Annotated in this window: 23 protein-coding genes and 1 pseudogene; 10 read left to right on the top strand and 14 right to left on the bottom strand. The window is 67.9% G+C overall.

Annotation, left to right across the window (positions count from 1 at the left end; genetic code table 11):
* Positions 1-539, bottom strand: a 539-nt coding sequence (locus HWX55_RS20465; protein WP_175977075.1) for a DUF3683 domain-containing protein, incomplete at its 3' end; no start/stop codon positions are given.
* 588 nt (positions 540-1,127) lie between these two features.
* On the opposite strand from HWX55_RS20465, the gene ilvA reads away from it, so the two are divergent.
* Both ilvA and queF read left to right on the top strand, forming a co-directional pair.
* On the top strand, positions 1,128-2,651 hold the full coding sequence (gene ilvA / locus HWX55_RS20470; protein ID WP_124453573.1) for a threonine ammonia-lyase, biosynthetic: 1,524 nt from the start codon (positions 1,128-1,130) through the stop codon (positions 2,649-2,651).
* 12 nt (positions 2,652-2,663) lie between these two features.
* Positions 2,664-3,494 (top strand): NADPH-dependent 7-cyano-7-deazaguanine reductase QueF, encoded by an 831-nt coding sequence (gene queF, locus HWX55_RS20475; RefSeq protein ID WP_175977076.1) that lies wholly within the window; start codon positions 2,664-2,666, stop codon positions 3,492-3,494.
* A gap of 63 nt (positions 3,495-3,557) precedes the next feature.
* Here queF and HWX55_RS20480 read toward each other — a convergent pair whose 3' ends face one another.
* The 6 genes from HWX55_RS20480 to HWX55_RS20505 all read right to left on the bottom strand — a co-directional run bounded on the left by HWX55_RS20480 (position 3,558) and on the right by HWX55_RS20505 (position 8,217).
* Positions 3,558-3,995 (bottom strand): hypothetical protein, encoded by a 438-nt coding sequence (locus tag HWX55_RS20480; RefSeq protein WP_175977077.1) that lies wholly within the window; start codon positions 3,993-3,995, stop codon positions 3,558-3,560.
* The gene (locus tag HWX55_RS20485; RefSeq protein ID WP_175977078.1) at positions 3,989-4,510 is read right to left on the bottom strand and encodes a peptidoglycan recognition family protein; all 522 of its coding nucleotides are present in this window, start codon (positions 4,508-4,510) and stop codon (positions 3,989-3,991) included. Before HWX55_RS20485 ends, HWX55_RS20480 begins: the two co-directional genes overlap by 7 nt.
* 183 nt (positions 4,511-4,693) lie before the next feature.
* A complete protein-coding gene (locus HWX55_RS20490) occupies positions 4,694-5,047 on the bottom strand; it encodes a DUF1493 family protein (RefSeq protein WP_175977079.1) in 354 nt (117 codons plus the stop codon).
* Between the two features lie 282 nt (positions 5,048-5,329).
* Positions 5,330-5,716 carry a RidA family protein gene (locus HWX55_RS20495; protein WP_050016655.1) on the bottom strand — a complete coding sequence of 129 codons (387 nt, stop codon included), beginning with the start codon at positions 5,714-5,716 and terminating at the stop codon, positions 5,330-5,332.
* Between the two features lie 78 nt (positions 5,717-5,794).
* Entirely contained in the window at positions 5,795-7,276 is a 1,482-nt protein-coding gene (locus tag HWX55_RS20500; protein ID WP_175977080.1) for a D-aminoacylase, read from the bottom strand.
* Positions 7,277-7,278: 2 nt separating this feature from the next.
* Positions 7,279-8,217, bottom strand: coding sequence for a MurR/RpiR family transcriptional regulator (locus HWX55_RS20505; RefSeq protein WP_175977081.1), 939 nt, complete (start codon positions 8,215-8,217; stop codon positions 7,279-7,281).
* A gap of 118 nt (positions 8,218-8,335) precedes the next feature.
* Between HWX55_RS20505 and HWX55_RS20510 the strand changes: the two genes are divergently transcribed.
* Positions 8,336-9,616, top strand: a complete 1,281-nt coding sequence (locus HWX55_RS20510) for an amino acid deaminase (protein WP_175977082.1) — start codon at positions 8,336-8,338, stop codon at positions 9,614-9,616.
* Positions 9,617-9,773: 157 nt separating this feature from the next.
* Positions 9,774-10,355, top strand: a complete 582-nt coding sequence (locus tag HWX55_RS20515; RefSeq protein ID WP_089435629.1) for a DJ-1/PfpI family protein — start codon at positions 9,774-9,776, stop codon at positions 10,353-10,355.
* Positions 10,356-10,492: 137 nt separating this feature from the next.
* On the opposite strand, the gene HWX55_RS20520 is transcribed toward HWX55_RS20515, so the two are convergent.
* A complete protein-coding gene (locus HWX55_RS20520) occupies positions 10,493-10,939 on the bottom strand; it encodes a MarR family transcriptional regulator (protein ID WP_124557571.1) in 447 nt (148 codons plus the stop codon).
* A 54-nt stretch (positions 10,940-10,993) separates the two neighbouring features.
* Entirely contained in the window at positions 10,994-12,589 is a 1,596-nt protein-coding gene (locus tag HWX55_RS20525; protein WP_175977083.1) for an MDR family MFS transporter, read from the bottom strand.
* 107 nt (positions 12,590-12,696) lie between these two features.
* Between HWX55_RS20525 and HWX55_RS20530 the strand changes: the two genes are divergently transcribed.
* The gene (locus tag HWX55_RS20530; RefSeq protein ID WP_124557572.1) at positions 12,697-13,539 is read left to right on the top strand and encodes an EcsC family protein; all 843 of its coding nucleotides are present in this window, start codon (positions 12,697-12,699) and stop codon (positions 13,537-13,539) included.
* On the opposite strand, the gene HWX55_RS20535 is transcribed toward HWX55_RS20530, so the two are convergent.
* Complete coding sequence (locus tag HWX55_RS20535; RefSeq protein ID WP_175977084.1) at positions 13,509-14,471, bottom strand: alpha/beta hydrolase; 963 nt, start codon at positions 14,469-14,471, stop codon at positions 13,509-13,511. The two genes, HWX55_RS20530 and HWX55_RS20535, sit on opposite strands and share 31 nt — an antisense overlap.
* Positions 14,472-14,560: 89 nt before the next feature.
* A complete protein-coding gene (locus tag HWX55_RS20540; RefSeq protein WP_175977085.1) occupies positions 14,561-14,995 on the bottom strand; it encodes a CHRD domain-containing protein in 435 nt (144 codons plus the stop codon).
* Between the two features lie 490 nt (positions 14,996-15,485).
* Here HWX55_RS20540 and HWX55_RS20545 point away from each other — a divergent pair.
* A pseudogene (locus tag HWX55_RS20545) lies at positions 15,486-16,498 on the top strand (hypothetical protein).
* A gap of 27 nt (positions 16,499-16,525) precedes the next feature.
* Here HWX55_RS20545 and HWX55_RS20550 read toward each other — a convergent pair.
* The 3 genes from HWX55_RS20550 to HWX55_RS20560 all read right to left on the bottom strand — a co-directional run bounded on the left by HWX55_RS20550 (position 16,526) and on the right by HWX55_RS20560 (position 20,023).
* On the bottom strand, positions 16,526-17,299 hold the full coding sequence (locus tag HWX55_RS20550; RefSeq protein WP_175977086.1) for a class II aldolase/adducin family protein: 774 nt from the start codon (positions 17,297-17,299) through the stop codon (positions 16,526-16,528).
* A gap of 236 nt (positions 17,300-17,535) precedes the next feature.
* A complete protein-coding gene (locus tag HWX55_RS20555) occupies positions 17,536-19,158 on the bottom strand; it encodes a phospholipase D family protein (RefSeq protein WP_175977087.1) in 1,623 nt (540 codons plus the stop codon).
* Between the two features lie 148 nt (positions 19,159-19,306).
* Entirely contained in the window at positions 19,307-20,023 is a 717-nt protein-coding gene (locus HWX55_RS20560) for a FadR/GntR family transcriptional regulator (RefSeq protein WP_175977088.1), read from the bottom strand.
* Positions 20,024-20,151: 128 nt separating this feature from the next.
* On the opposite strand from HWX55_RS20560, the gene HWX55_RS20565 reads away from it, so the two are divergent.
* From HWX55_RS20565 to HWX55_RS20580, 4 genes are read left to right on the top strand one after another with little or no spacing between them, the layout of a single operon-like run.
* Positions 20,152-20,949, top strand: coding sequence for a (Fe-S)-binding protein (locus HWX55_RS20565; RefSeq protein ID WP_175977089.1), 798 nt, complete (start codon positions 20,152-20,154; stop codon positions 20,947-20,949).
* Positions 20,946-21,671, top strand: coding sequence for a lactate utilization protein C (locus tag HWX55_RS20570; protein WP_175977090.1), 726 nt, complete (start codon positions 20,946-20,948; stop codon positions 21,669-21,671). The genes HWX55_RS20565 and HWX55_RS20570 overlap by 4 nt, the downstream gene beginning before the upstream one ends.
* Positions 21,668-23,113 (top strand): LutB/LldF family L-lactate oxidation iron-sulfur protein, encoded by a 1,446-nt coding sequence (locus tag HWX55_RS20575; protein WP_175977091.1) that lies wholly within the window; start codon positions 21,668-21,670, stop codon positions 23,111-23,113. The genes HWX55_RS20570 and HWX55_RS20575 overlap by 4 nt, the downstream gene beginning before the upstream one ends.
* 50 nt (positions 23,114-23,163) lie before the next feature.
* Positions 23,164-24,864, top strand: a complete 1,701-nt coding sequence (locus tag HWX55_RS20580) for a lactate permease LctP family transporter (protein ID WP_175977092.1) — start codon at positions 23,164-23,166, stop codon at positions 24,862-24,864.
* Positions 24,865-24,889: the final 25 nt, after the last annotated feature.

Genomic DNA, 24,889 nt, shown 5'->3' on the forward strand with positions numbered 1-24,889 from the left:
CGCGACAGCCCGTCGAAGCGGATGTTGTCCTTCTGCGTGCAGCGGCCGAGCGCCTTGGTCGCGCGACGGCGCAGCTCGGCCATCTTGTCGAATTCGTCAGCGAATTCGTTGACCGCGCGCTGCGCGGCGGTTTCGAGCATCTCGACGCGCGACGCGCGTTCGCGGCCGGCGTCGTCGCGGTGCGCGGTGAGATCCGCGCTGCGGCGCTTGCCGATCTCGGTCAGGCGGTGGTTCAGCGCCTCGATCAGCAGCGCGCGGCGTTTCGGGTTGTCGAGCAGGTCGTCCTGCAGATACGGGTTGCGGCGCACGACCCAGATGTCGCCGAGCACTTCATACAGCATCCGTGCCGAGCGGCCCGTGCGGCGCTCGGCGCGCAGTTCGTCGAGCACCGCCCACGCCTCTTCGCCGAGCAGGCGGATCACGATCTCGCGATCCGAGAAGGACGTGTAGTTGTAGGGAATCTCGCGCAAGCGGGGCGCGGGGTCGGCGGCGACGGCGGCGGCCGCGCCATGCGGATCGAAAACTTGTGGTGCGTTCATGTTCGGACGACTCGGAGGGCCGATATCCCGTGCACGGGCGTCGGCAAGCGCGTGGGCGCAATCTTGGGGAAATCTGTTCTGTTACCAGGCGCGCGGCTGTCCTTCATGGGGCCGGAGCGGGCGACTCGCCCCTCCTGGCCGGCGACAGGGCCTGGCGGCACTCGGGACCATCAGCACGATCGCGCGCGGCGCGCATGCCGTTCGGCCGCGGGGCTGGCTGCGCGCGGCGTCGGCTTCAACGGTGCGATCCGTGGGTGCCTCTGCATCTTCCGAATCCTTGATTCAAAACGGAATTCTAACCCATGATCGGGCAGCCCGTGACACGCCGGACAGGTCGTGGGGCTATCGCCGCGAGCCGCGCCGGGCGGGCTTCGGCGCGGTTTCGTCCGACCATTCGCCGTCCGTCCGGTCGGTAACCGTGCGGTTAAACCGGTAAAGCGCGCCGGTAAAAAGCGGCGCCCGGCGGCGCGGAGGCCCCGCCCGCCCGCGCACGCGACCGCCCGCCCGACATGCCGCTTGCGTGCGGGCGGACCCTTGGCGCTATCATTGACCCTTTACCGTCTGCATCCGAACTGCACGCGAGCGCCCATGGCATCCCACGATTACCTGAAGAAAATCCTCACCGCGCGCGTCTACGACGTCGCGATCGAGACGGAACTCGAACCGGCCCGCAACCTGTCGGCCCGGCTGCGCAACGCCGTTTACCTGAAGCGCGAGGACAACCAGCCGGTGTTCTCGTTCAAGCTGCGCGGCGCGTACAACAAGATGGCGCACATTCCGACGGACGCGCTCGCGCGCGGCGTGATTACGGCGTCGGCCGGCAACCACGCGCAGGGCGTCGCGTTCTCGGCGGCCCGGATGGGCGTCAAGGCCGTGATCGTCGTCCCGGTCACGACGCCGCAGGTGAAGGTCGACGCGGTGCGCGCGCACGGCGGCCCGAGCGTCGAGGTGATCCAGGCGGGCGAATCGTACAGCGATGCGTACGCGCACGCGGTCAAGGTGCAGCAGGAGCGCGACCTCACGTTCGTCCACCCGTTCGACGATCCGTACGTGATCGCCGGCCAGGGCACGATCGCGATGGAGATCCTGCGTCAGCACCAGGGTCCGATCCACGCGATCTTCGTGCCGATCGGCGGCGGCGGGCTCGCGTCCGGCGTCGCCGCGTACGTGAAGGCGGTGCGCCCGGAGATCAAGGTGATCGGCGTGCAGGCCGAGGATTCGTGCGCGATGGCGCAGTCGCTGGACGCGGGCGAGCGCATCGAGCTGAGCGAAGTCGGCCTGTTCGCGGACGGCACCGCGGTGAAGCTCGTCGGCGAGGAAACCTTCCGGCTGTGCCGCGAATTCCTCGACGGTGTCGTGACGGTCAACACCGACGCGCTGTGCGCGGCGATCAAGGACGTGTTCCAGGACACGCGCAGCGTGCTCGAGCCGTCCGGCGCGCTCGCGGTCGCGGGGGCGAAGCTGTACGCGGAACGCGAAGGCATCGAAAACCAGACGCTGGTCGCGGTCACGTCCGGCGCGAACATGAATTTCGACCGGATGCGCTTCGTCGCCGAGCGCGCGGAGGTCGGCGAGGCGCGCGAAGCGGTGTTCGCGGTCACGATCCCCGAGGAACGCGGCAGCTTCAAGCGCTTCTGCTCGCTGGTCGGCGATCGCAACGTCACCGAGTTCAACTACCGGATCGCCGATGCGCAATCCGCGCACATCTTCGTCGGCGTGCAGATCAAGCGCCGCGGCGAATCGGCGGAGATCGCCGCGAACTTCGAGTCGCACGGCTTCAAGAGCGTCGACCTGACGCACGACGAGCTGTCGAAGGAACACATCCGCTATATGGTCGGCGGCCGCTCGCCGCTCGCGCTCGACGAGCGCCTGTTCCGCTTCGAATTCCCGGAACGGCCGGGCGCGCTGATGAAGTTCCTGTCGTCGATGGCGCCGGACTGGAACATCAGCCTGTTCCACTACCGCAACCAGGGTGCGGACTACAGCTCGATCCTCGTCGGGCTGCAGGTGCCGCAGGCCGATCGTGCCGAGTTCGAACGCTTCCTCGCGGCGCTCGGCTATCCGTATGTCGAAGAGAGCGCCAACCCGGCTTACCGCCTCTTCCTGTCGTAAAGGCGTCACACGATGAATCCCGAACATTCCCCGCTCGGCAAGGCCACCGTCTACGCGGCGCAGTACGACGCGTCGCTGCTGTTCCCGATCCCGCGCGCCGGCGCGCGCGAGCAGCTCGGCATCACGTCGGCGCTGCCGTTCTTCGGCACCGACATCTGGAACGCGTACGAGCTGTCGTGGCTCAACGCGCGCGGCAAGCCGCAGGTCGCGATCGCGACGTTCTACGTGCCGGCCGAATCGCCGAACATCGTCGAATCGAAGTCGTTCAAGCTGTATCTCGGTTCGTTCGCGCAGTCGAAGTTCGACTCGGTCGACGCGGTGCGCGACGTGCTGAAGCGCGACGTATCGGCCGCGTGCGGCGCGAGCGTATCGGTGCAGCTGGTGTCGGCGCACGATTTCCGCAAGCTGCAGATGGACGAGCTCGACGGGTTGTCGCTCGACCGGCTCGACCTCGACACCGACGTGTACGAGCCCGATCCGTCGCTGCTGTCGGCCGCCGACGGCGAGAACGAAGCGCCGGTCGAGGAGACGCTCGTGTCCGACCTGCTGCGCTCGAACTGCCCGGTCACCGGCCAGCCCGACTGGGGCAGCGTGCAGATCCATTACGTCGGGCCGCAGATCGACCATGCGGGGCTGCTGCGCTACATCATCTCGTTCCGTAATCACACGGGCTTTCACGAGCAGTGCGTCGAGCGGATCTTCCTCGACATCCTGCATGCGTGCAAACCGGTGAAGCTCGCGGTGTATGCGCGCTATACGCGCCGCGGCGGGCTCGACATCAACCCGTTCCGCACGAATTACAACCAGCCGATGCCGGATAACGCACGGACGGGGCGGCAGTGAATGAGTGGGTTGGCGGACATTTTCGGTCCGCCAACACTGCTCGCTTGCGGAAGGCGCGCTTCGCTAATTCGGTGCGAATACGTCGGCCCGGCACTTCGGACAATACAGGTAGATTGTTCGACCATCGGGCAGGGAAATGAAGCCTCGCCTTGCCTGGTCTATCCTCCATTTCGCCGCGCCACCACCCGCTAGCCGCGCTTCGCCTTCGGCATAGCAACGCGCGGCGTCCAGGTCATGGCTGTACGCCCGTTCTGTTACGCGGCCCGCACGCTTGAAAAATGCGCTGACATCCGCACGCCGAAGAACGAACGTACGACACATATCCGCCGTTTCGTCCCCGCTGATGTCAGCCGACCACGCACCGTTCCTGACGATTTCGACTGACTCCGGCACGACAATGGGTAGCGCGCCGCCAGGCGATACCCTATTGGACAGCGTGCCCGCAACCGCACTGTGGCTGAGCGCGAGCGCCAACATCAAAACTGCGATCCGAATCACCATTGCACTCTCGCCGCCTCCGTCCGGTTCTTTCGCGATACTACCGGGTGACGAAAAACCTCTGTCACCGGAACACGTAGCGTTACCGAAAGGGCGTGGATGAGCCATCGCAACGAATCGTTCTGAGCTTCCGGCGCCGCGACGTAGGTTCGTCGATCAGGGTTGGGTTCATTGAGTGGCAGAGCTTCACCGACCAATTCCACGCCAATGCTGTCCGTATTGGAAGGGTAACGGTCCGGGACCGCCTTGCGCATCTCCCGCCGGTCTTCCCCACGCGGGTCAAAACGGCGAAGTTGCTCCAGTTCGACGGGCGTGCAACGCATTTCGGCAACACAGCGCGCCTTGATTCGACCAACATGCCAAGTCTGCTTCTTCAAAGATGCGGTCTGATAAATCGTTCCATCTTTTTCAATCAGAAAATGCGCGCCAGTGGCCGACGCATTCTGATAGCTGCTGAGCGCAGAAGCCGCAGTTGAACCACCTGTTTGATGGACGACAATCCCACTAATCCTCTGCATCGCACCGCGCTCAAATTTGGATTTTTCTGGCCCGCACTACGCGCGGAGTCACAACCATCCCGCTGGAATCAATCGACAACATCCAACACCCTCCGGTTTGATTACGGTATATCGCCTTGAGCTTTCCGCCTACCGCCTACGTTCAGTTCTCCGGAAGTCATGCGCACCTGCTCACTCGACTCTTCACGATAGTTCGGTCAGTTGCCGCGCATCCCATTTCCGTTCAATCGCTGCGCGGTACAGCACCGCCAGCGTGATCGGTTCCCGTTCGAGCGTGTGCGGTTTTCGGAGCGCCCATCGGCGGAACAACGAATAGAAGCCCCCTTCGCCCTCCATCAGGAAATACCGGTGAAAATCGAAGTCGCCGGCATCGACGGAAAAACGTTCGAAAAAGCGACCCATGAAATCGTTGGCCTCGTCGCCGGTCTGGCCAAGATCCTCCCAAAGCCTCGTGGCGGCGGACAAGGGCGTCGATTTGCCAAGCCCTACCTCTGCTCTGACGAAGGCCTCGATTTCATTCCAACGCACGTTTTCCATCAAAACACCTCGCCCTCTGGATTGAAAGGCGGTTGTACCCGGCGAATCGCGCCATGCATCTGCGTCTCGCTGTCGCAGCCCGCTCGGACAGGTGCGTCTCGTTGACGTTCATTGGGAAACTTCGTTACACAATGCAAAGTTCCGGTGCCGCTCGTCCGCACTTCAACCGAGTTTGAACGCGCTCCGCCCAGCAACTCGCCCTCGCATCAACTCCGCCAAATGCAACAAGGCCGGTGCACATCAATGCACCGGCCTTGTTGTACAGCTTCCGCCCTCGCCGCGTTACTTCACCGGCGGCTTGTAAGCGATGCAATCGACCTCGACCTTGCAGTCGATGACCATGCTCGACTGCACGCACGCGCGGGCCGGCGGGTTCTCGCCGAAGTACGACACGAACACCTTGTTGAACGACGCGAAATCGCGCGCGTCGTCGAGCCACACGCCGCAGCGCACGACGTGCTCGAGGCCGTAGCCGGCTTCCTTCAGGATCGCGATCACGTTCTCGATCGTCTGCTTCGACTGCGTGACGATCCCGCCTTCGACGACCTCGCCGTTCACCATCGGCGTCTGGCCCGACACGTACAGCCAGCCGTCGGCCTCGACCGCACGCGCGAACGGCATCACCTGGCCGCCGGTCCCCTTCGCTTCGCCTACGCCATATCGCTTCATCGTTTCACTCCTCACATTTCGGTTACGGATGCGCGCGCCGATAGCGGCACGCACGGAAGATCGGAACACCCGCCGCGTTCAGAACGCCGCATCGGCACTGGCCGGCACGCGCTCGCCGCGCGCGACGAAACCGCCGGCGCGCTCGCCGGTCGGCTGGCCTTTTTCATAAGTCAGCACGCCGTTCACCCACACGGCATCGATCCCGTGCGCGGGCTGTTGCGGCTTCTCGAACGTCGCGGCGTCGATCACGCTCGCCGGATCGAACAGCACGAGATCCGCGTGGTAGCCGACATGCACCTCGCCGCGCTTCGCGATCCCGTAGCGCCGCGCGGACAGCGACGTCATCTTGCGGATCGCCTCCTCGAGCGGCAGCAGGTTGGTGTCGCGCACGTAATGGCCGAGCACGCGCGGGAACGCGCCCCACAGCCGCGGATGCGGCAGCGGATCGTTCGGCAGGCCGTCCGAGCCCACCATCGTCGCCGGATGCGACAGGATCCGGCGCACGTCGTCCTCGGACATGTTGTGGTACACGGCGCCGGCCGGGCGGATGCGCTGCGCGGCTTCCTGCTCGCTCACGCCCCAGTCGGCCGCGATCGCCTTCAGCAGCTTGCCCGCGACTTCCGGATGCGGCTCCGACCACGTAATCGTGATGTCGATGTCGCCCGTCACCTGCTTCAGGTCGAGCGTCGACGAACTGCGGCTGTACGGATAGCAGTCGCAGCCGACCGGCTGGTAGCGGCGCGCGCCTTCGAGCGACGCGAGCACCTCGGTGCTGCGCCCCCAGTTCGACGGGCCCGCGCACTTCAGGTGCGAGATCACGACCGGCACCTGCGCGTGGCGGCCGACGCGATAGGCCTCGTCCATCGCGTCGAGGATCGCGTCGAACTCGGTGCGCATGTGCGTCGTGTACAGCGCGCCCGCCTTCGCGAGCGGCTCGGCGAGCGCCATCACTTCCTCGGCCGGCGCCGCGAACGCGGAGCCGTAGGCGAGACCCGACGACAGCCCGAGCGCGCCGTTCGCGAGCGCCTCTTCGAGCTGCGCGCGCATGCCGGCGATCTCGCCGTCGGTCGCCGCGCGGTCGAGGCGGTCCATCTGGTTGTTGCGCAGCGCCGTATGGCCGACGAGCGCCGCGACGTTCACGGCCGGGCGCGCAGCGTTCACGGCCGCGACGTAAGCGGCGAAGGTCGGGTACCGGAACGCGCCGCGCTCGCCGAGCAGGTTCATCGGGTCGGGCGGATCGCCGGCAAGCGTCACCGGCGATGCGCTGATCCCGCAGTTGCCGACGATCACGGTCGTCACGCCCTGCGAGATCTTCGGGATCATCTCCGGCGCGCGGATCACGTGCGTGTCGTCGTGCGTGTGCACGTCGACGAAACCCGGCGCGAGCGCACGGCCGTTCGCGTCGACGACGTTCTCGGCGAGCCAGTTCGACAGGTTGCCGATCGCCGCGATCAGGCCGTTGCGGATCGCGACGTCGCGCGTGACGGGCGGTGCGCCGGTGCCGTCGTACAGTTGCGCGCCGACGATCAGCGTATCGGCCGCTTCGGGATGCGAATGCATGGTCAGTCTCCTACCGGTTGACGGTCGCCGCCGCCGCGGTGCGCATCGAGGGCGTGTTTGATGCGGCGCAGCGATTCCCGGCCCGCATCGCCGAGCCGCAATGCGACGCCGGTGACGAGCACGTCGATCGCCATCATCATCGCGTAGCGCGAGGTCGACGGCTTGTAGATGAAATCGGTTTCGAACGCGACGACGGGAATCAGGTGGTCGGCGAGCTTCGCGAGCGGCGACGCCGGCGCGGTGATCGCGATCAGCTTCGCGCCGTAGCGCTTCGCGAGCCGGCAGCTTTCGAGCAGCTCGGGCACGCGCCCGCTCACCGACAACGCGACGACGACGGTGTCGCCCGACAGCGTCGCGGCCACCATCCGCTGCAGCAGGCTGTCCTGGTAGCTCGCGACCGGCCGGCCGAAGCGCACGAGCCGGAAGCGCAGCTCGTCGGCCAGCGCGGTCGAGCCGCCGCCCTGCCCGTACACGTAGGTCATCTTCGCGCCGGCGAGCAGTTCGGCCGCCGCGTCGAACGACGTGTTGCGCAGCAGCTGGTGGTTGTGCGCGAGCGCGACGCGAATCTCGTCGTAGACCATCGATGCGGGGCTCGCGTCGTCGGCCGGCACGTCGTCGGACGGCACCAGGAAACGCTGGCCGACGGCCGCCGCCTGCGCGACGAGCACCTTCAGCTCGCGCACGTCGCGGCACCCGACGGCCTTCGCGAAGCGCGTGACCGTCGCGACGCTGACCTCCGCATCGCGTGCGAGCGCGCCGATGCTCGCATGCGCGGCGCGCGCCAGATCGGCGAGGATGAACGCGGCGACCTTGCGCTCGGCTTCGCGCAGCTCGGGCGCGCACTCGGCGATCCGCGCGACGATGTCGAGGACCGGCGGGGCAGCCTGAGCCGGATGAGGCTCGGCGGCAAACGGAGCGGACGGGGAAGCGGGCGTGTTCATCGACGGAAAGGGTGCGGGACTTGATGTTATTAAATAACATCACCGCGCCGATGCTACTTTCTGTACCATCTGCATGTCAACTTCAGTGCAATGCATAGTGATGATGGAGCGGGATGACATGAAAGTTACAAACTATCAGGAAGCGACGATCGATCCGTTCGGCAAGGGCCTGGGCAATGTGCCGAGCGCGAGCGTGCCGCTCGGCGACGCCGGCCGGCTCGAATGGAACCTGCTCGCGGAAGACGTCAGCCTGCCGGCCGCCGTGCTTTACGAGGATCGCGTCGAGCACAACCTGAACTGGATGCAGGCGTTCGTGCAGCAATACGGCGTCAAGTTCGCGCCGCACGGCAAGACGACGATGGCGCCGCAACTGTTCCGCCGCCAGCTCGACGCCGGCGCATGGGGCATCACGCTCGCGACCGCGCACCAGACGCAGGCCGCGTATCACGGCGGCGTGCGGCGCGTGCTGCTCGCGAACCAGCTGGTCGGCCGCCAGAACATGACGATCATCTCGGGGCTGCTGTCCGATCCCGATTTCGAATTCTTCTGTCTCGTCGATTCAGCGGAGAGCGTCGACCAGCTCGGCCGCTTCTTCGGCGACGCGAAGAAATCGCTGAACGTGCTGATCGAGCTCGGCGTGCCGGGCGGCCGCGCGGGCGTGCGCGATGCCGCGCAGCGCGAGGCCGTGCTGGCCGCGATCGCGCGCTATCCGGACACGCTGAAGCTGGCGGGCATCGAGCTCTATGAAGGCGTGCTGAAAGAGGAAGGCGAGATCCGCGCGTTCCTGCAGCAGGCGGTCGCGCTCACGCGCGAGCTGGCCGAAGCCGGCCGCTTCGCGCGCACGCCGGCGATCCTGTCCGGCGCCGGTTCGGCGTGGTACGACGTGGTCGCGGAAGAATTCAGGAAGGCATCCGACGCGGGCTTCGCGGAAGTCGTGCTGCGTCCGGGCTGCTATCTGACGCACGACGTCGGCATCTACAAGAAAGCGCAGACCGACGTGTTCGCGCGCAACCCGATCGCCCGCTCGATGGGCGAAGGGCTGCTGCCGGCGCTGCAGCTGTGGGCGTACGTGCAGTCGGTGCCGGAAGCCGACCGCGCGATCGTCGCGCTCGGCAAGCGCGATGCGGCGTTCGACGCGGGCCTGCCCGAACCGGCGCGCCACTTCCGGCCGGGCCGCGACACCGCGCCGCGCGACGTCGCCGCCGCCGAAGGCTGGGCCGTCACCGGGATGATGGACCAGCACGCGTACCTGCAGATCCCGCCGGGCGCGGACGTGAAGGTCGGCGACATGGTCGCGTTCGACATCTCGCACCCGTGCCTGACGTTCGACAAGTGGCGCCAGGTGCTCGTGCTCGATCCGCAGTTCCGCGTGACGGAAGTCGTCGAAACCTTCTTCTGACGCATGCCGCGCGCGATGCCGCCCCGCCGCTCGCGCGCGGCGGCCGTCACGCGCGCTTCAATCGGCCGGAGTACACTGCGCTTTCGTCCTCGGGGCCCGCCGCGGCCGTCATGCACGGCGCGATCGGGCCTTCAACGCTGCTTCACTGGAGAAAGCCATGGCCGCGAAGAAGATCCTGTTCCTGACCGGCGATTTCGCCGAAGACTACGAAACGATGGTGCCGTTCCAGGCGCTGCAGGCCGTCGGCCATCACGTCGATGCAGTCTGCCCGGGCAAGCGCGCGGGCGACAAGATCAAGACCGCGATCCACGATTTCGAGGGCGACCAGACCTACACCGAGAAGCCCGGTCACCACTTCACGCTGAATGCGGCATTCGACGACGTCGATGCGGCGCGCTACGACGCGCTCGCGATCGCGGGCGGCCGTGCGCCCGAATACCTGCGACTCGATCCGAAGGTGATTTCGCTCGTGCGCGAGTTCGCCGAAGCCGGCAAGCCGATCGCGGCGATCTGCCACGCGGCGCAACTGCTCGCGGCCGCCGACGTGATCCGCGGCAAGCGCATTTCGGCGTACCCGGCCTGCGCGCCGGAGGTGAAGCTCGCGGGCGGCGAATACGCGGACATCCCGGTCGACGCGGCCGTCACCGACGCGCCGTTCGTCACCGCGCCCGCGTGGCCCGCGCATCCGGCGTGGCTCGCGCAGTTCCTCGCGTTGCTCGGCACGCGCATCGAGCTGTGAACGACGTGAGATGAGTTGAAGTGAAAGCCGGCCGGCGGCGGGCACGTTCGGCCCGCTTGCCGCGCCGGCCACGATCGCCGGGGCGCGCGCCTTTCGTGCCGCCTCCTGATGCTTGTTGCGGCTTCCCTGCCTACCCTTCAGGGAGACGCCGGCGTCGATCCGACGTCCGCGATCCGCGACTCCAGCATCGCGAGCGCGCCCGACAGCGCATTCAGCACGTCGTCCGGCAACTGCGCCATCGTCTGTTCGAGAAACGCCTTGCGGCGCGGCAGGCATGCGTCGAACGCGGCGCGCCCTGCGTCCGTCAGCGTGACGTTGGTCACGCGGTTGTCGCGCGCGTCCGATTCGCGCTCGATCCAGCCGAGCGCGTCGAGCGACTTCAACTGGCGCGTGAGCGCGCCCGGATCGATGCGCAGCACCTCGACGAGCTTCTTCTGCGACGCATGCCCGTCCATCGTGTGCAGCGCGACCATGATGCGCCAGCGCGGCATCGGCTGCCCGACGTGCGCCTCGAACGCGGTCATGAATGCGCGATACGTGCGTCCGAATTGCTGCAAGATCGCGACGCGGTCCTGTTCTTCCATGCGCTGATTTCGTTCCGGTGAATCGTTGAGTCGTCGAATCGCTCGCCCGATCGGTCAATCGGCCGCGACGTGCGGTTCGATCTTGCGCCGCAGCGCGATCGGCGGCACGCGACGGCACTGCCACACCGACACCACGGCGACGACCGCCGCCATCGCGACGCCCAGGTGAATCGCGCCGACCAGCGATTCGCGGGCCGCTTCCAGCAGCAGCGCGCCATTATGCCCGGCACGCGTCAACTCCGCGACGAGACCGCCCTGCGCCGCGCGATCGATCAGGATCTGCGGATCGGCGAGCCGCGCGTGCCACTGCATCGCCTGGTCGGCCGACAGCGCATTGCGCACGCCGCCCGAATACATCTGATTGACGAGCGTGCCGGTGAGCGCGGTGCCGAGCATCCCGCCGACCATCCGCAGCGACTGCAAGAGCGCCGTCGCGATGCCGAGATGCTCGCGGCCGGCCGTCTGCTGTGCGAACACGGTCAGGTTCGGCAGCACGAAGCCGAGCCCGATGCCGCCCGCGACCATCAGCGCCATCAGCATCCAGGCCGGCGTCGCGTGGGTGGACACGACGATGCCCGCGCACGCGATGGCGAACAGCACGAAGCCGACGTGCAGCATCGTGTTCGGGTTGCGAATGCGCGTGATGACGCGACCGTTCATGATGCTGCCGATCGTGATGAACACGACGAGCGGCGTGATCACGAGCCCCGCCTCCTTCGGCGACATCCCGAAGCCGCCCTGGAACAGCAGCGGCGCGTAGAACAGCAGCGAGAACATCGAGAAACCGGCAAGGATCGCGAGCACGAACAGCGCGGACAGCGCGCGGTTGCCGAACATGTCGAACGGCAGAATCGGCTGCGCGCAGCGCTTCTCCCAGTGCCACAGGCCGATGCCCGCCGCGACCGCGACGACGAGCAGCAGCGACGCCCAGCTCGCGACGCCGTACTTCGGCAGCCATTCGACGAACAGCTGCAGCGCACCGAGCGACAGCGCGATCAGGAGCGCGCCCGGCCAGTCGAGCCGCATCTTGCGATCATGCTCGACGTGGCGCAGATGCGGCAGGTAGCGCCACACGAAGATCAACGACAGGATGCCGATCGGCAGGTTCACGTAGAACACCGAACGCCAGCCGAACGACTGGGTCAGGAAGCCGCCGAGCGACGGGCCGACCGCGTTCGCGATGCCGAACGCCGAGCTCATCAGCACCTGCCAGCGCAGCCGCACGACGGAATCGGGAAACAGGTCGGGAATGCATGCGAACGCGGTGCCGACCAGCATCCCGCCGCCGATCCCCTGCAGCCCGCGTGCGAGCACGAGGGACAGCATGTCGTTGGCCATCCCGCACAGCACCGACGCGCCGGTGAACACGACGATCGACGCGATCACGAACGGCTTGCGGCCGTAATAGTCGCCGAGCCGGCCGAAGATCGGCACCGTGATCACGGAACTGAGCAGATACGAGGTCGCGACCCACGCGTACAGGTCGAAGCCGCGGAGTTCGGCGACGATGGTCGGCAGCGCGGTGCCGACGACCGTCTGGTCCAGCGCGACCAGCATGGTGACGAACGAGATCCCGATCATCGCGAGCAGCGATTCGCGGAACGGCAGGACTTGCCCGCTCGAATGGTGGGCGGCAGTATGGACGGCCATTTTTTGTCGACGCAACTTTTGCCGGGTCAAAGAATCTCAAAATTCTAGCACGCCGGAGTAATCTAGGCTGGCGATGGGTTCAGGGCCCGTTCACGCCAAGGAGAGAGATGGAACCGATTTCAATTTCCCCCGCCGCGACGCTGTCGCCGGAGGATCGGGACGCGCTGCGGCGCGCGAAGCAGGTGCTGGAAAGCCCGTCGCTGACGATGAAGCTGACGGGCGTGCTCGGCGCGCCGGTCGAGAAAATGATCGCGCGGCTGCCGGACTTCGCGACCGGCAAGATCAACGATGCGACGCAGCTCGCGCTGCGCAAGTGCCTGAACATCGCGCTGCGCACGCTCGGCAAGCCGCAGGCGCCGGACGCCGAACCCGAGAAGCCGAGCAACCTGCTGCACAAGCTCGCGGTCGCGACGACCGGCGCGGCGGGCGGCGCGTTCGGCTTTCTCGCGCTGCCGGTCGAGCTGCCGGTGACGACCACGCTGATCTTCCGCTCGGTATGCGACATCGCACGCAGCGAAGGCGAGGACCTGACGTCGGTCGATACGCAGCTGCAATGCCTGGCCGTGCTCGGCATGGGCGGCAACCCGGACAAGCAGGAGGAGGACGCCGATCTCGGCTATTTCGTGCTGCGCGGCGCGCTCGCGCAGGCGATCTCGAAGGCGTCGTCGGACATCACGGCCAAAGGCATCGCCGCGCACAGCTCGGCGGCCGTGTTCAAGCTCGTGCAGACGGTGGCGTCGCGCTTCTCGGTGCAGGTGACCGAGCAGATGGCCGCGAAGTCGATTCCGGCGATCGGCGCCGTGCTCGGCGCGACCGTGAACACGCTGTTCATCGACCACTTCCAGCAGATGGCGCACGGCCACTTCACCGTGCGCCGACTCGAACGCAAGTACGGTTCGGTGGCCGTCAAGGCCGCCTATCAGACGATCGACGCCTCGCCCGCACGCTGAACCGCGCGCTCGACCGCGACACGGCGCACGAACGCGGCCGCGCGGTCGAGCGCATCGCGCGCTTCCGGCACCATCGGCGCGTACAGCTGCCACACGTGCGGCATGTCGGGCCACACCTCGATTTCCACCTGAACGCCGGCCGCCTTCGCCTTGTCGGCGACGCGGCGCGAATCGTCGAGCAGCACTTCGGTGCTGCCGACCTGGATGTATAGCGGCGGCAAGCCCGCGAAGTCCGCATGGAGCGGCGACGCGTACGGATGCGTCGCCGGCGCGTCGCCGAGATACAGCTTCGCGGCCTTCGGCAGCGCGGCGGCCGCGAACATCGGGTCGTGGCCGTCGTTGCTGCGCATCGTGTCGCCGGTGCCGGCCAGGTCCGTCCACGGCGAGAACAGGATCGCGCCGGCCGGCAGCGGCTCGCCGCGATCGCGCAGCGCGACGAGCGTCGCGAGCGCGAGGCCGCCGCCCGCCGAATCGCCGCCGAACACGATCGACTCGGGCGGCGTGCCGAGCGCCAGCAGTTGCCGGTACGCGGCGAGCGCATCGTCGAGCGCGGCCGGGAAGCGGTTTTCGGGCGCGAGCCGATAGTCGAGCGAGAAAGAACGCACGCCCGCGCGTTTCGTCAGCCCGAACACCAGCGGCCGATGGGTTTTCGTCGAACAGAAGTAGTAGCCGCCGCCATGGAAATACAGCAGCGTGCGGCCGGGCTCGCGCGCCGAGCTCGAGTCGGTGCGCTCGAGCCATTCGCCGCGCAGCGGCGCGTCGCCCGGGCCGTAACACTGGCGCAGCCGGTAGCCCGACGGCGGCCGGCGCGGCACGATCATCCGCAGGTCGGTAAAGCGCCGGGCACGCGCGGGGTCGAGCACCTCGCGCGTGGTTTCCGGACGAAACTGCCAGCGCAGCAGCCAGCAGGCGAACTTGCTTTGCCAACTCATCGGACACACTCCGTCATCGCAATGTGACGATGGTACGTGCGAACGCTCCCGCGTCGCTCGACAGGTGCCTCTACGCCAAACGCCGGCGCTCAGTTCGCCGGCATCATCTGCCCGCGGATCTCGCCCGACGGGTGTTCCTTCGTATGAATGTTGAAGTACCACCTGCCGCCCATCAGGTCGGTGACCTGCTCGTCGGTGAGCGCCTTCGAACCCTTGATCGGGCTCGCCAGCTCGTCCTTCGGGATCGGCACCTGCACGCCGGCGTTCTGGCCGACCGGCGCGGGCCCGTGGAAATGCGCGGCCGTGGCCGGCCCCGTGAGGTGTTCGTACGTGACCGTCCACTGCAGCATGCGGGTGGCCGTGTCGTAGGTGGCGGCGACGGCGCCCGAGCCCTTGGTCGCCGTCGGCGGCACTTCGCTCGACGGCTGCAGGTTGGCGGACAGGCGCACCGTTTCGGCAGCGGCGCTGCCGGCGGCCAGCACACCCGCGAATAACGCGACCTGGAGCAAACGCAGCTTGAGCATGGATTCTCCTTGTACGACGTGGTACGCCGCCCGGGCGGCGGCGCGTCACTGGATGGTAGTCGATTGCGGTCGATCCGGGCAGCCTGCCGAAACCTGGAAGACACCTTTGCAGCGTGCCCGCTGAATCCGTGCGCGGCCTTCCGCTACACTTCGTTTCACAGTTGCTTGTTTCCTTCGTCCGAAGGAGTCTGCGAGTATTCACGCGGCCGCCCGGCCGCGTTTTTTTTGCGCATCGTTGGCGACACGCAGCATGCCGCGCGCGAATGCCTCTTTGCGGAATATCAAGCATCGCGAATCGTTTTTCGTCTCGCTCAAGTCGCGATCGACGCGCGTACCGACGGTTGCCCGGACCCGACCGCGTATCCCGCATGTTGTCCCGATACCGGTAATACGTTATTGCGCGAACCCGGGTCGACACGTGTTTTCCCGCGCAGGACAATGACCGCGTGTTGTCGTGACTGGAAAGTGAACCGTGCCGGCCCGTCTCCCGATGCCCTGCCCGACCCGCCCCGTCCTTGCTCGACCGCTGCTGGCGAGTCTCTGCTCCGTCGCCGCCCTCTACGGCGCGCCCGTCGACGCGCAGGAGTTCTCGCTGTTCGCCGGCCCGCTGTGGGGCGGCGGGCAGCGCACGTATTCGTGGGCGTTCGATTACCAGGAAGGCTTGAGCGCGCATACCGCGCTCGGCTTCACGTGGTACAACGAAGGCCATATTCCGAATCACCACCGCGATGGCCAGGCGGTGCAGTTCTGGGCCGCATGCCGCTCGAGCATCGCCGGCTGGTGCTGTCGGCCGGCGCGGGCCCGTATCGCTACTTCGACACGGTGCCGGCCGGCGCAGGCGGCAGTGACTCGCGCAGTTATTCGAACACGCATGGCTGGGGCGTGCTGATGAGCGTGCGCGCCGCGTACTACACGTCGCACCGCTGGATCGCGCAGCTTCAGGTCAACCGCGCGCAGGTGTTCAGCGGCCCCGACACGACGTCGGTGATGTTCGGCATCGGCTACCAGCTCGATGCGCCCGACACGCCGGGCCCGCGCGACACCGCACTGCCGCGCACGCGCCAGGTCACGCACAACGAGGTCACCGCGATGCTCGGCGAGACGATTCTCAACAGCCGCTCGTCGCCGTCGACGCTCGGCGGCAGCGTCGAATACCGGCGCGGCCTCACGCGTTCGATCGACTGGACCGCGACGTGGATGTACGAAGGTGCGAAGCAGGCGGTCCGCCGCAACGGGATCGCGTCCGAGCTGTGGCTCACGCGCGCGTTCCTGAACGACAAGCTCGCGCTGTCGGCCGGCGCCGGCGCATATTTCACCGTCAACCAGCGCAATCGCGAAGGCCGGCCGGGCCCGGGCGACGGCCGCCTGTCCGGCATCGTGTCGATCTCGGCCAGTTACCGGCTCTCCGAGCGCTGGCTCACGCGCATCACATGGAACCGCGTGGTCACGCGCTACGACCGCGACACCGACGTGATCCAGGCCGGCCTCGGCTACCGGTTCTGACGGGCGCGCGCACCGGCGCCGTCCGCGTCACGCGCGGTAACCCGGATCGATCCGGTCGACGATCCGCTGCAGCGCGTCGAACGCGTCCTGCCCCGCGCCGTGCTTCGGGTCGAAATTCAGCGAATCGCGCACGCACCCTTCGAGCACGGGCGGCGCAATCGGCAGCGCATCGCCGATCGCCTGCGTCGCGACCTGCACCTCGCACGCACGGTTGAGCAGCCACATCAGCGAAAACGTCTGCGCGAGCGTCGCGCCGATCGTCACGGGCCCGTGGTTGCGCAGCAGCAGCACGGGCCGCCCGCCCGCGCTGTCGACGATGCGCCGGCCTTCCTCGAGATGCACGGTGATGCCCTCGAAGTCGTGATACGCGATCTTCCCGTACAGCTGCGCCGAATAGAAATTCGAGAACGACAGCCCGTCGCGCGAACAGCACACGGCCATCGTCGGCGTCGTGTGCACGTGCATCACGCAGTGCGCATCGGGCAGCGCCGCATGGATCGCGCTGTGGAACGTGAAACCGGCCGGATTGATCGGCCAGTCGGAATGGCCGATCACGTTGCCGTCGATGTCGATCTTCACGAGGTTCGACGCGCACACCTCGCGGTAATGGAGCCCGAACGGATTGATCAGGAAATGACCGTCGTCGCCCGGCACGCGCAGCGAGATATGGTTGTAGATCAGCTCGGTCCAGCCCAGATAATCGAAGATGCGGTAGGCGGCCGCGAGCTGCACACGCGCCTGCCATTCGGTTTCGGCGAAGCGCGCGGGGCGCGTGAACGGCTGGTTCGGTACACGTTGCATGGGGAACTCCGGTTGCGGCGGCGCGCGGCCACGGCGAGCGGCGCTGCGCATCGTCCTCATCTGCCGGCGCCGCAAGCGATGCGTGCGCCGCGTATCGGGCATGTGCGGCGCACCGTTCCGGCCCGCATTGTGCGATCCGCCGGCGCCCTTCACGATACGCATATCGTTGCGCGCACAACCATATCATCTTTCCCCGCGCACCGGTATCGCGGGTTTTGCCGGAGCCGTTCCCGCCCTTACAACTGGTCGTCGACCGGCAGCAGCGTGAAGATGCCCGTCATCACGTTGCGCAGCAGCCCCGCATGCGGGTCGACGTGATAGGTGGTCGTCTGGCCGCCTTCGGTGCCCGTCCATTCGAGCGCGGGCGGGCTGCCGTCGGTCCGCTTCGCGAGCGTGACGCGGTAGCTTTCGTCCGGCTGCGTCACGCGCGCGAAGATGGCCGCGGCCTGCTGCGCGAGCACCGGGCTGTGGATCACGAGCGCGAGCTCGGTGTTCAGGTACGCGGAACGCGGATCGAGGTTCAGCGAGCCGATCACGAGGATTTGCCGGTCGATCACGTACGCCTTCGCATGCAGGCTCGCGCGCGAGCGCGACCCGAACAGCCGCGCGGGCTGCTGGTCGGGCTGCGACTTGAATTCGTACAGCTCGACGCCGCGCTGCAGCAGCGGCACGCGGTACGGCGCATAGCCGGCCTGCACCGCGACCGCATCGGTCGCCGCGAGCGAATTCGTGACGATCGCGACGCGCACGCCGCGCGCGGCCGTATCGCCGAGAATCTTCACGCCGGCGTCGTGCGGCACGAAGTACGGCGAAAACGCGAGGAATTCCTTCTGCGCGCCGCGCGTCAGCTCCGCCAGGCGCTGCATCGGCGGGCTCACGTAGGTGCCGGTCGGCCGCGCGACCTTGGTCGGCGCATCGACCTTGAATTCGGCCGGCGCCCACACGAGTTCGAGTTCGTCGCGTGCGATCTGCCGTGCGAGCGGCGTCGCGTTCAGCGGCTTCGCGTTGTACGGATCGGCATTCTTGCGCCAGTGGTCGCGCAACTCGTCGCGCATCGCGTCGAGATCCTTCGGATCGAACTTCTGATGATTGAGCACCCGCAACGGATAGCTGCTCGCGCTCGCCCAGTATTCGTCGAAGCTCTTCGAGATGTCGTGGGTCACGGGGCCGGCCGCCAGCACGTCGAGATCGCGGAACTGGAGCGTCGGGCTCGCACTGAAGTATTCGTCGCCGAGATTGCGGCCGCCGACGATCGCGAGCTGGTTGTCCGCGATCATCGCCTTGTTGTGCATCCGGCGCGTGAAGCTGTCGATCCGCGTGAAGAAGTTGGCCGTGCGCTCGACCACGCCGCGCTGCGATGCGCCGAACGGGTTGAACACGCGGATCTCGATGTTCTGGTGCGTATTGAGCGCAGCCATCACGCGGTCGATATCGTCGAAGTTCAGGTCGTCGACCAGCATCCGCACGCGCACGCCGCGATCGGCCGCGTACAGCGCCGCGCCGAGCAGCAGCTTGCCGGTCGTATCCTCGGTCGCGATGTAGTACTGCATGTCGAGCGTCTTCGTCGCCGCCCGCGCGAGCGCGATGCGCATCTGCAACGCGGTGGCGCCGTCGGCCAGCAGCCGGAAGCCCGACTGCCCCGGATGCGCGGCTTCCGGCGCGGCCAGCGCAGCGTGCAACGGTGTCGCGGTATCTGCCGACAACGCGTGCGAGACGGGGCGATCGAGCGAGGTGGCGGGCGGATGCGTCGCGCACGCGGCGAGCGGCAGCAGCGCGCAGACGATCAGCGCGCGGGCCTGGCGGCATGCGGCGCGCCACGACGACGCGGCCGGTGCGCGCCGGATCAGGGACGTGAGCACGAAAGCTTCCTCGACAGTCGGATCAATGGGCACGTCATCGCCGCGGCGCGCGGCTGACAAGGGGTTGCGACCGATTCTAGTGGGCGCCCGACGAACCGGTCAATTGGGCCGGCCCCGCAGGCCATCGCAGCCGCTGGTCCGACCAATCTCATGACGCATCGCCGCTGCGCTCGAAATGGCTGCGCACGTAGTCGATATGCGTCTGCATCGCGGTGCGCGCCTCTTCGGGGCGGTGCGCGCAAATCGCGTCGCACACCACCCGGTGCTGCAACAAGAGCAACTCGGATGCCTGCTCGTCCACCATCGTCATTCCGGCCACGTTGATCGAAATGTGCTCGCGCAACATTCCGATCACGCTCGTATGCAGATGCAGGAACATCGTGTTGTGCGACGCGAGCGCGATCGCCTCGTGCAGCTTCGCATCGGTCGCGGCTTCGACGGCCGCATCGTCGTTCGCGTGCGCGGTTTCGAGCTCGCGCAGCAGCGCGCGAATCCGGCGCCGGTCGTTCGCATCGGCGCGCAGCGCGGCGAAATAGGCGGTCGCGCCTTCCAGCACGCGGCGGAATTCGAGGATGTCGTCGCGCAGCGCCGGATGATCGGCGACCAGTTGGCCCCACGGCGACGCGATGCCGGCGCGCAACTGGTCGGTCACGTAGACGCCCGCGCCGCGCCGGCTCTGCAGCAGCCCGCGCGCGACGAGCCGCTGGGTCGCCTCGCGCACCGTATTGCGCGCGACGCCGTACTGCTGCGCGAGCACGCGTTCGGCCGGCAGCCGCGCGCCGGCCGGCCACGTGCCGTCGAGCAGCGCCGTCTCGATCTTGCGCATCACCACTTCGGTCCGGCCCCGTGCCGTCATCGCCGCCATCGTCGCGTCTCCCCGCGGAATGCGTGCCACCCCGATTGGCCCAACCAATTTGAGCTGCGGCGCGGACGGGGGAATTATGCAGCGAAATCGACGCTCCGCACGCCGGGCCGTCACCTCTGGAGCGAGACATGAACCCACGGCCGTACCCCACCGCCCCCGCGCACGTCTATCTGTTCGCGACCTGCCTGGTCGACCTGTTCGTCCCCGAAGCGGGGCTCGACGCGGTCCGCCTGCTGGAACGCGAGGGCCTGACCGTCCACTATCCGCGCGGCCAGAGCTGTTGCGGGCAGCCGGCCTACAGCAGCGGCAATCCCGACGAAGCGCGCCGCGTCGCGGCCGCGCAGCTCGACCTGTTCGCGCAACCGTGGCCGGTGATCGTGCCGTCCGGTTCGTGCGCGGGCATGATCCGGCACCATTGGCCGGCGCTGTTCGCCGACGATCCCGTTCACGGCCCGACAGCACGCGCGGTCGCGGAGCGGACCTACGAACTCGCCGAATTCCTCGTCCACGTGCTCGACGTGCAGCTCGACGGGGTCATGGCCGACGCCGGACCCGACGAACGCGTCGTGCTGCACACGTCGTGCGCGGCACGGCGCGAGATGGGCACGCGCGTGCACGGCGTCGCGCTCGTCGACGCGCTGCCGGGCGTGACGCGCATCGAACACGAACGCGAATCCGAATGCTGCGGCTTCGGCGGCACGTTCTCGCTGAAGCATCCGGACATCTCCGGCGCGATGGTGCGCGACAAGGTCGCGTCGGCGTGCGCGACCGGCTGCGACCGGCTCGTGTCGGCCGACTGCGGCTGCCTGCTGAACATCGGCCACGCCGCGGCCAAGGCCGGCGCGGCGCTGCCCGTCGAACATCTCGCGAGCTTCCTGTGGCGCCGCACGGCCGGCGCCGGCTCGCTGCGCGGAGCGTCGAAATGAGCGCGCGCGACGCGATCCTCGCGCGGCTGCGCGCCGCCGCACCGGGCGTCGCGACGAACGCCGCGCCGGCGCTCGATGCGCGCATCGACGCGCATTACGACACGCGCCGTGCATCGGCCGGCCCCGCCGCCGATGCACGCGTGCAGGCGATGCAGACGGCGCTCGCCGCGTCGCACGCCGAAGTCTGGTGCGCAACCGCCGACGCATGGCCCGCGCAGCTCGCCGCACGTCTGGCCGACGCCGGCGTGCGCCGCTTGCTGCTCGATCCGGCCCGCGCCGAATCCACGGCGCTCGCCCGCGCGCTGCCCGACACGGTCGCGCCGGTGCCGTTCGACCGGCCGATCGACGCGTGGAAAACCGAACTGTTCGACACGATCGACGCGGGCTTCACCGTCGCACGCTCGGGCATCGCGGCCACCGGCACCCTGGTGCTCGCGCCCGATGCCGGCACCCCGCGCACGGTATCGCTGGTGCCGCCGCTGCACGTCGCGCTCGTGCATGCAAGCACGCTGCATGCGGACCTGCACGCCGCCGTGCACGCGGAGCGCTGGCCAGCCGGCATGCCGACCAACCTCGTGCTGGTGTCGGGCCCGTCGAAGACGTCCGACATCCAGCAGACGCTCGCCTATGGCGCGCACGGCCCGCGCCGCCTGTGGGTCGTGATCGTCACCGATTCGGCCGCGCCGCCGGCCGCCCCCGCTTGCGAGGACCTGCCGCGATGAGCGACCACACGCTGCAATTCGTCGCCCCCGGCGACTTCAAGACCCGTGCGCGCGCCGCGCTCGACGATCCGGCGCTGCGCCGGAGCTTTCGCGGCGCGATGGACTTCCTGCAAGGCAAGCGCGCGACGCAATTCCCCGACGACGCCGAGCTGCAGCAGTTGCGCGATCTCGGCGAAGCCGTCCGGCAGCACGCGCTCGCGCAGCTGCCCGCGCTGCTCGAGCGGCTGGAGACGAAGCTCACCGCAGCCGGCGTGCACGTGCACTGGGCCGAGACGGCCGCCGACGCGAACGCGATCGTGCTCGGCATCGCGCAGGCGAAGAAGGCGCGCCGCGTGATCAAGGGCAAGTCGATGGCGAGCGAGGAAATCGAGCTGAATCATTACCTCGCGGAGCACGGGGTCGACTGCATCGAATCCGACATGGGCGAATTCATCGTGCAGCTCGCGGGCGAGAAGCCGTCGCACATCGTGATGCCGGCGATCCACAAGACGCGCGCCGACATCGCCGAACTGTTCGAGGCGCACCTCCCGGGCACGCGCTACACGGAAGACGTCGACGAGCTGATCCAGACCGGCCGGCGCGCGCTGCGCCGCGCGTTCGCGGAAGCGGAGATCGGCCTGTCCGGCGTCAATTTCGCGGCGGCCGACACGGGCACGCTGTGGCTCGTCGAGAACGAAGGCAACGGCCGCCTGTCAACGACGGTGCCCGACACGCACGTGGCGATCATGGGGATCGAGAAGGTCGTCGAGAAGCTCGAGCACATCGTGCCGCTGTCGAGCCTGCTCACGCGCTCCGCCACCGGCCAGGCGATCACGACCTACTTCAACCTGATCTCGGGCCCGCGCCGCGACGGCGAACGCGACGGCCCGCGCGAGCTGCATCTCGTGCTGCTCGACAACGGCCGCACGCAGGCGTACGCGGACGAACAGTTGCGCGCGACGCTGCAATGCATCCGCTGCGGCGCGTGCATGAATCACTGCCCCGTCTATACGCGCATCGGCGGCCACGCATACGGCACGACCTACCCGGGCCCGATCGGCAAGATCATCTCGCCGCACCTGCTCGGCCTCGACGCGACGGCCGACCTGCCGACCGCATCGACGCTGTGCGGCGCATGCGGCGAGGTGTGTCCGGTGCGCATCCCGATCCCGCAATTGCTCGTGCGGCTGCGCACCGAAGCGAACCGCAAGCCCGACGAACCGGTCGCGCATCCGTTGCGCGGCCAGGGCGCGAACTACCACCGCACGGAAGAACTCGTGTGGCGCTTCTGGTCGGGCGCGTTCGCGCATCCGCGCGCGTACCGCGCGTTCCGCTGGGCCGCGACGCGCCTGCGGGCGCTCACGCCGGCGAAACAACTGGGCTGGACGCAGCACCGCACGCCGCTCGAACCGGCGCCGCGCAGCCTGTCCGATCTGCTGCGCGCCCGCGGCCAGCCTGAATAGCACATCCGCTTTCAAACCCGTACCCCGATAAATCCATGGAGGAGACAACCATGCAGGTTTGGCACCAGATCTACACCCCGCTCGGCAGCCTCGGGCTGTCGGCACTCGTCGCCGCGATTCCGATCATCTTCTTTTTCGTCGCGCTCGCCGCGTTGCGGATGAAGGGCCACGTCGCGGCCGCGATCACGCTGCTGCTGGCGCTCGGCGTCGCGATCGTCGCGTACGGCATGCCCGTGCCGCAGGCGCTCGCGGCGGCCGGCTTCGGCTTCGCGTACGGCCTGTGGCCGATCGCGTGGATCATCGTCGCGGCGGTGTTCCTGTACAAGATCGTCGTGAAGACCGGCCAGTTCGACGTCATCCGCGCGTCGGTGCTGTCGATCACCGACGACCAGCGGCTGCAGATGCTGCTGATCGGCTTCTCGTTCGGTGCGTTTCTCGAAGGCGCGGCCGGCTTCGGCGCGCCCGTCGCGATCACGGCCGCGCTGCTGGTCGGCCTCGGCTTCAAGCCGCTGCATGCGGCCGGACTGTGTCTGATTGCAAACACCGCGCCGGTCGCGTTCGGCGCGATGGGCATTCCGATCATCGTCGCCGGGCAGGTGACGGGCATCGACGCGTTCCACATCGGCGCGATGGCCGGCCGTCAGCTGCCGCTGCTGTCGCTCGCGGTGCCGTTCTGGCTCGTGTTCATGATGGACGGGCTGCGCGGCGTACGGCAGACGTGGCCGGCCGCGCTCGTCGCGGGCGGCAGCTTCGCGGTGACTCAGTACTTCACGTCGAACCACATCGGGCCCGAGCTGCCGGACATCACGTCGTCGCTCGTCAGCCTCGTGTCGCTCGCCGCGTTCCTGAAGGTCTGGCAGCCGAGCAGCGCGAAGCAGACGGCCGGCGGCATCGTCGCGTCCGGCGGCAGCGCGGCGCTCGCCGGCTTCGGCGCGGGCGGCAACGGAGCGGGCACGAGCCGCCAGGCGTCGCCGTACACGCTCGCGCAAACCGTGCGCGCGTGGTCGCCGTTCCTGATCCTGACGGCCGTCGTCACCGTGTGGAGCATCGCGCCGTTCAAGGCGCTGTTCGCCGCGCACGGCGCGCTCGCGTCGACCATGCTGAAGTTTCACGTGGCCGGGCTCGACCAGCTCGTCGTGAAGACCGCGCCGATCGCCGCGACGCCGAAGGCGCTCGACGCGGTGCTGAAGCTCGATCTCGTGTCGGCGGTCGGCAGCGCGATCCTCGTGACCGCATTGATCTCGATGGCACTGTTGCGGATGAAGCCGCGCGACGCGCTCGTCACGTTCGGCGAGACGCTGAAGGAACTGACGCGCCCGATCCTGTCGATCGGCCTCGTGCTAGCGTTCGCGTTCGTCGCGAACTACTCGGGGATGTCGTCGACGCTCGCGCTGATGCTGGCCGCGACCGGCGGCGCGTTCCCGTTCTTCTCGCCGTTCCTCGGCTGGCTCGGCGTGTTCCTGACCGGCTCGGACACGTCGTCGAACGCGCTGTTCTGCTCGCTGCAGCAGGCCACCGCGCATCAGCTCGGCGTGCCCGAAACGCTCGCGGTCGCCGCGAACACGACGGGCGGCGTGACCGCGAAGATGATCTCGCCGCAATCGATCGCGGTCGCGTGCGCGGCGACGGGCCTCGTCGGCAAGGAATCGGAGCTGTTCCGCTTCACGGTGCGGCACAGCCTGCTGTTCGCGGTGATCGTCGGGCTGATCACGCTCGTGCAGGCGTACGTGCTGCCGGGGATGGTGCCGTAAGCGGCGCAGGTAGGCCCCAAAGACA

The sequence above is a fragment of the Burkholderia sp. BCC1047 genome (assembly GCF_902833155.1).
GTDB classification, from domain to species: domain Bacteria; phylum Pseudomonadota; class Gammaproteobacteria; order Burkholderiales; family Burkholderiaceae; genus Burkholderia; species Burkholderia sola.